A 6,208-nucleotide genomic window follows, 5' to 3' on the forward strand; every position below is an offset into this window, starting at 1 on the left:
CCGCTGGCGCTACAGGTGGCGGTGGTGCCGCCGGGGGTGGCGCAGGTCCAAGAGATGCCGATGAGGTCATAGAGCAAGTCTGCGCTGACCTGGCTCCCGGGAGCGTCGCTGGGACCGGCGTTGCTGACGGTCACCGTCACCGTCAGATCCTTGCCCGGAACCACCGAGGTCACCCCGTCGTCGACGGTGACGGCGAGATTCGCCCGCGGCTGAAGAGCGGCATCGTCGACGTCGCAATTGTTGTCGCTACCGTCAGTGGGGCACGGATCCCCCACCGCCGTCGAGGCGCCGGAAGGATCGTAGACATCGTCCGCCACCACGTAGGCAGTGTTGCTCAGCGTGCCCGTCGCCGAGGGATCCACCGGGATGGCATCGGTGGTAAAGACCACCGACTCCCCCGCCGCGATGTCCACCTTCACTCCCGCAGCGAGATCCGCGGCGGAGCCGGAGGCCGGGCAACTGGACGAGGTGTCGGCGCTGCAAGTCCAGAAAGAGGAACCGGAAAGATCCAGGATCGTGCTGTCGAAGGTGTCGAAGACATCTGCGGCGGTGACGTCGTCGGGGCCGGCGTTGGACACCGTCAGCACGTAGGTGACGGTCTCGCCGGGGACGACTTCCGCGGCGCCTCCCGCGCGGCTCTTCACCACGCTGAGATCCGCCTCGCGCACGTCGAAGGCGGCGCTCGAGCTGTCGCTGGAAGGATCCTCGGTGGCGGTAACCGTGGCGGTGTTGGTGATGGTCCCCGAGGCGTCCGCATCCACCGTCACGGTGATGTCGCAGGAGACGGCATCGCCGGCATCCAGGTCGCCAATATCCCAGGTCACCCGGCCGGCGGAGTGGCTGGCGGAGCAATCGTTGCTCGAATACGTGACGCCGGCGGGGAGATCGTCCACCACCTCGACATCGGTGGCATCATCCCCCAGCGAATCAGCCTCCACCTCCAGCGTGTACACCACGGTGGCACTGCGGGACACCGGTCCGGAGGCGTCCGAGCTCTTGTCGATGGAAACGTTCGCGGCCGCACCGGCAGAGGCTGCCAGAAAGAAACTCACCAAGCCGCAAATCCACGTTCTCATACCGCCACTCCTTCAAGCCATGCGCCCGGGTCGTAACCCACAACACCATTCGGGCGCAGCTCTGCCGTTTGCGACGAAGGAAACAGTTCCTCCGCGCAGACCGCTCGCGGTTGAGAAATTCGTGATCTTCCCTGACAGCTAGCAGAGGCAGCAGCCGTTCAACGGCATCTCTGCTTCAAATAGACGCAGTCCTCGCAGCAAAGCTTGGATTCGTCCAATACAAAGCCGGCAGGGAACGTGGCTCGGATGTATCGCCACCGGATTGACTTGATTGGATTGAGGCTACCGAAGGGACTTTCCGAAGTCAAGAAGAATCTGTAATCCGTCCACTCGGAAACACCCACCTCGATCCTCCCCCTACCAAGCATCCCAAGGGGGGACCCAAGTGTTGATTGTCACATCTCGAAGGGGCCGACGAAGGGGTCGACCAAGGACCGTCAACCGGGCAGAACCGGCGTCAGCTCATGCGGTAGGCCCCAAGTGTTGGTTCCACCACCCAAGAGGGGACCCAAGTGTTGATTCCGCGCTAGAGGGAGCCTCGAAGCCCCCTCAGCAAGGAGCCCTCAATCGCCCTCTAACTCCACCCCCAGCCCGTCGGCTATGCGGTTGACAAAGGCAAAGTACGAGGTGATGGCGCAAATGTCGTGGATCGCCCGGTCCTCGAACCCGGCGTCCCGCAGAGACTCCACATCCGCCGATTCCATCGCCCACGGAGTCCGGGTCAGCTTCACCGCATAGTCCAACATGGCCCGATCCGCCGGCTCTAGATCCGCAGCTCGATGATCCGCTGCCAGCGCCGTCAGCAAGACCTCCTGCTCTACTGCATCGATTTTCCGACCCCAAACTCGACGGAGCCCCGCTCCGTGGTGTTGCAGTCAGTAGTGACATTGATTGTGGGCCGAAACCACCACCGCGATCATCTCCCGCTGAGCACGGCTGAGAGGCCCGCGTCCGTACATCAGCTGTCGGTAGAGCTCGTAGTGCAGCGGCATGGTGCGACTGTGAACACCGTGAATGCGCAGGATGTTGTCCTCGTCTGCCACCCGGTCCTCGGCGGGAATCTCGTCCACCGGCACATAGTCGATATAAGCCATCGGGGCCCTCCTCTGCTCCGCAAACTGCTGTTCTCTCTACAAGTTAGACCCAAAGCCTACCAGGACCAACACTTGGGTCCCACCTCTGGGGATTCAAAAAAACTCCCCGTTTTTCCCAAAAAGGTGAGCGATACCAACCCCTTTTGCCCTCTTCCAGGAGTGAAAGGAGTTGTCATGAAACAACCGATTCGATTCGTACCCCTCGGTGGAGCCCTGGTCCTGATCACTCACCGGTGCCTCCAGGCCCGCTTCCTCCTGACCCCCAACGGTCAGCTCAACCAGTTGGCAACTGCCATCCTCGCCCGCGCCGCCCAGCGGACCGGCGTGCAGGTCATTGCACCGGTCATCTTCGGCAACCACGTTCATCTCTTGCTCTTCGTCCCCGACACCAAGGCCATGGCTCGGTTCATGAACTACTTCGCCGGCAACCTGGCCCGAGAGGCCAGCCGAATCCACGGCTGGTCCGGCAAGTTCTGGCACCGTCAATATTCCTACTCGGTAGTGGCCGATGACGAAGGCTCGCAGATGCAAGTTCTGCGTTACCTGCTCTCCCACGGCTGCAAGGAGGATCTCGTAGCCAGTCCCCTCGAGTGGCCGGGCCTTCATCCTGCTTCGATGATCTTGGAAGGCCAGATTCACCGCGGCACTTGGGTCAATCGCACGGCCATTTGCCGTGCTCGCCACAATCGGCCGGCATCTCCTCCCAAGCAAGAGGACTACGAGGAGGAAGAGGTGCTCGAGCTAGCCCAGCTACCTTGTTGGAGGGATCTATCCTGGGAGGAGTACCAGGCCCAGGTCCGAGCCCTGGTCGTGGAGATCGAAAAGGAGACTCGAGTCCGGCACCAGAAGCACAGAACCAAGCCTGTGGGCCGCAGGAGAGTGCTGCGCCAGAATCCCCGTCGAGCCCCAAAGAAGCCAAAGAAAGGCCCTAGGTCCTTGGTCATCGCCGCGAGCCAACAGGCACGAGAGGTCTTCGAAGAAGCCTATCGGCAGGTAGTAGCCGCCTATCTTGCAGCCTCGGCCTTGCTCAGAGCAGGCAATCGGCTCGTAGCCTTTCCGGAAGGCACTTTCCCCCCAGCCTTAGCCTTTGTCGGTAGCCCCTCAAACGCCAGAGCCGGGTAGTCCCGTGAGCTGACTGGGGAACGCCCAGGATGTCGTGAAGAACTGAGACCAGCCGGATCCTTGCCGGATGGTCCTCCGGAAAGGTGTACCCGAGCGCTCCAAGGCCTCTCCAAAGATGGGGTAAAGGGGATTCTCCAGATTCTCGGAGACCTCCAAGATGCCTCCATCCGGGATCAAAAACCTCCCTGGCAGGACTGAGTGGCCAGAATCATCAACATTTGGGGCCCAACTTCCTCCCAGATTCTCGGAGAAGCCAACAAGATCCAACAAGTGGGTCCCTCCTTCAGCTGGATCGAGAGATCACCCAAGGAACGAGCACCCACTCAACCGCGCACCAAATGCTGCCTTCCCCCCGCCTTCAGCCGCCGCACCTTCCCCTTTACCTCCAAATCCAGCTTCACCGTCGTCACATGCCAGGCCACCGAGCCCAGCCGCTGGCGGGTCTCCTGGGGGAGCCGGTCGGCGACGGCGTCCGGCAGTTCTTGAAAAGGAATCCCTGGTTCCTCCACCGGAACCACCGCCAGAATCGCATCCGCCACCGCGCGGTACTTCCATTCCGGAATCGTCACCGGCTGCTTACCCGGAGTCGGAGTCTCACAAAGTACCCGCGGCTCAGACGCCATCAGCTCTCCACCTCTGGCCCGGAAGCCTCCTCGGTGGCTGCCGGTCCCGGGATCACCAACCGGTGCAAATCCGATCGCTCGCGGTTCAGGTGGCTGCGGTCGGCGTCCTTCTCCACGCCGGGGACCTGCGGATCATCCTCCCACTGCCACAGATGCCAGTCGTCCCAACCGTTGGGCAACTGCGGCTGCTCCACCCCGTACTCGGCGATCCACAGCGGATAGTCGCCGAAGTTGGTGGCCACGTGTCGGTTCCAGAAGTTGGGGCTGGTGTAGATCATCGGCTTGACCCCATAGTGATCCTCGATGATCTCCAGGAAGCGGCGCAGCCGATTCGGCAGACCGGGCTCGGTGCCATGTCCGAGGACCTCCACATCCACCACCGGCACCAAGTCGCCGGGCCGTAGCTCGACGTTCTCGATAAAGAATTGAGCCTGCTCCTCCGGATCATCTTCAGTGACATAGAAATGGTAGGCGCCGCGCACCAATCCGGCTTCCTTCGCCCGCTGCCAGTGATCGTCGAAAGCGCTGTCCTTGAGGTCCACCCCTTCCGTCGCCTTGAGGTAGGCATAGTGATGCCCGGCGTCCGCCACCGCTTGCCAATCTACGGCTCCGCTGTGCACCGACACATCCACCCCCTGATGCAGGCGGTCCACCACCTCCTGGGGCGAGATCTGCGGCGGCGCAGGTGCCGGGGGAGGTGTCTCCTTTGCGGGTGTGGAGGCCGCAGAAGGTGCCGGGGCCTCCGCCGGCGGCCCCTCGCCACAGGCCAGCGGCACCATGCACAGGAGGATCAGGAGGAAGGTACCCAAGTTCTGGTAGAAGCTTCTCATGACCGGCAAATCTACCATTACTCCCCTGCTACCGAGGCCCCTGGAAGCCCCCGGGGCGTCCCCTCTCAGTCCACCGCATCCTCGATCTCGTCCTCTAGGTTCCGCAGACGAGGGCTGAGGGCGAACAAACCCGTAAACGCCAAGAATAGAGCGGCGAGGACCAGGAAGAGCAGGCCGATCCCCCGCCCCGGGCCGACTCCCACCAGCGGACCGAGAGTGGAGGCCAGCGGACCGCCCGCTTCGAGCAGGGGAATGAACACATGATCCGCCAGCGGGCCGGCACCGAGGAAAGCCAGGGGGCCGGTGAATTGAGCGATCATCCGGCGCATGGCGAAGACCCGGCCCTGGACCTCCGGCGCCACCTTGCTCTGCCAGATCGCCTGGCTGCAGCCGTTGACCACCGGCACCACCAAGGTGATGAGGAAGAAACCAGCACCGATGAGCACCAGGGAGGGCCGGAGCCCGGCGATGGCCAGGCCCAGGGAAACCAGCGGCCCCGCCGCCAGCACACCCATCACCCGCCGCCGGGGCCCACCCCAAGCGCTCATCAAAGCTCCCCCCACCAGCGCTCCGGACGAAGCCAGACCCAGCACCACACCGAGCTCCTCGGCGCCGGCGAAGGAGAGCACCAGCGGCGTCGTCAACACCAAGCCGAAGGGGAGGATGAGATTGAGCATGGCGAAATAACCCAGCAAGCGCACCAGGCCCGGGCGCTGCCAGATGTACGTCCAGCCATAGGCCGCCTCCCGCAGCAGCGACGGTCGCCGCGCACCGGGAGCCGGGCTCTTGCGCTCCGGTTCCGGTACCCGCACCAAGGAGAGCACCGCTACCGCGAAGAGGAAGGTGGCCAGGTCCACCAAGATCACCCCTTCGATGGCGATCCACCCCATCAAGGCGCCGGCCATCAGCGGCGCCAGCACCCGGCCCGCCGCCTGACCGAATTGATTCATCCCGCTGGCCCGGCCGAAGTGCACCTTGGGCACCAACAGAGTCGTCGCCGCGGAGAAGGCGGGCACCTGCAGAGCGTTGAATGCGGAGCTCAGCGCCACCAGCAGATAGATCTGCCAGATCTCCAGCGCGTCGTTGGCCAGTAAGAACACCAGCAACACAGTGGTCACTGCCGCCCCGGCGTCGCTGAGCATCATCGTTCGCCGCCGATTCCAGCGGTCCACCAAGGCCCCTGCGATGGGCGAGAGGGCGATGGCGGGGATGGTGGCGAAGAAAGCGATGAGAGTGAAGCGGGTGGCGGAGCCGGTCTCCTGAAAGACCCACACGCCGATGGCGAAGCGGGTCAGCCCGGAGCCCAGGTTGGAAACCACCTGCCCGATCCAAATCCATAGGAAGGCGCGGAATCCGCCGTCCGCCAACCGTGCTTTCATTTCCATGGGCCCGCCTTCCTCAACAACAAATCAGATCATTCATTTTGCCGAGACCAGCGCCCCGCGGTTCTTCAGCACCACGGC

6 protein-coding genes are annotated in these 6,208 nt (G+C 63.3%); all 6 read right to left on the bottom strand.

Annotated elements, in window-relative coordinates; genetic code table 11:
- Positions 1 to 1,076: hypothetical protein (locus SX243_11925; GenBank protein ID MDY7093669.1), on the bottom strand; the 1,076-nt coding region annotated here is incomplete at its 3' end.
- Positions 1,077 to 1,639: 563 nt separating this feature from the next.
- Positions 1,640 to 2,170, bottom strand: coding sequence for a peroxidase-related enzyme (locus SX243_11930; GenBank protein MDY7093670.1), 531 nt, complete (start codon positions 2,168 to 2,170; stop codon positions 1,640 to 1,642).
- Positions 2,171 to 2,263: 93 nt separating this feature from the next.
- A complete protein-coding gene (locus tag SX243_11935) occupies positions 2,264 to 2,854 on the bottom strand; it encodes a hypothetical protein (GenBank protein ID MDY7093671.1) in 591 nt (196 codons plus the stop codon).
- 761 nt (positions 2,855 to 3,615) lie between these two features.
- Positions 3,616 to 3,915, bottom strand: a complete 300-nt coding sequence (locus tag SX243_11940) for a hypothetical protein (GenBank protein ID MDY7093672.1) — start codon at positions 3,913 to 3,915, stop codon at positions 3,616 to 3,618.
- Positions 3,915 to 4,745: a GH25 family lysozyme gene (locus tag SX243_11945; protein MDY7093673.1), complete on the bottom strand. Its 831-nt coding sequence runs from the start codon at positions 4,743 to 4,745 to the stop codon at positions 3,915 to 3,917. The genes SX243_11940 and SX243_11945 overlap by 1 nt, the downstream gene beginning before the upstream one ends.
- A 65-nt stretch (positions 4,746 to 4,810) precedes the next feature.
- Positions 4,811 to 6,130, bottom strand: a complete 1,320-nt coding sequence (locus SX243_11950; protein ID MDY7093674.1) for an MFS transporter — start codon at positions 6,128 to 6,130, stop codon at positions 4,811 to 4,813.
- Positions 6,131 to 6,208 lie beyond the last annotated feature (78 nt).

The organism is Acidobacteriota bacterium, assembly GCA_034211275.1.
GTDB lineage: Bacteria > Acidobacteriota > Thermoanaerobaculia > Multivoradales > JAHZIX01 > JAGQSE01.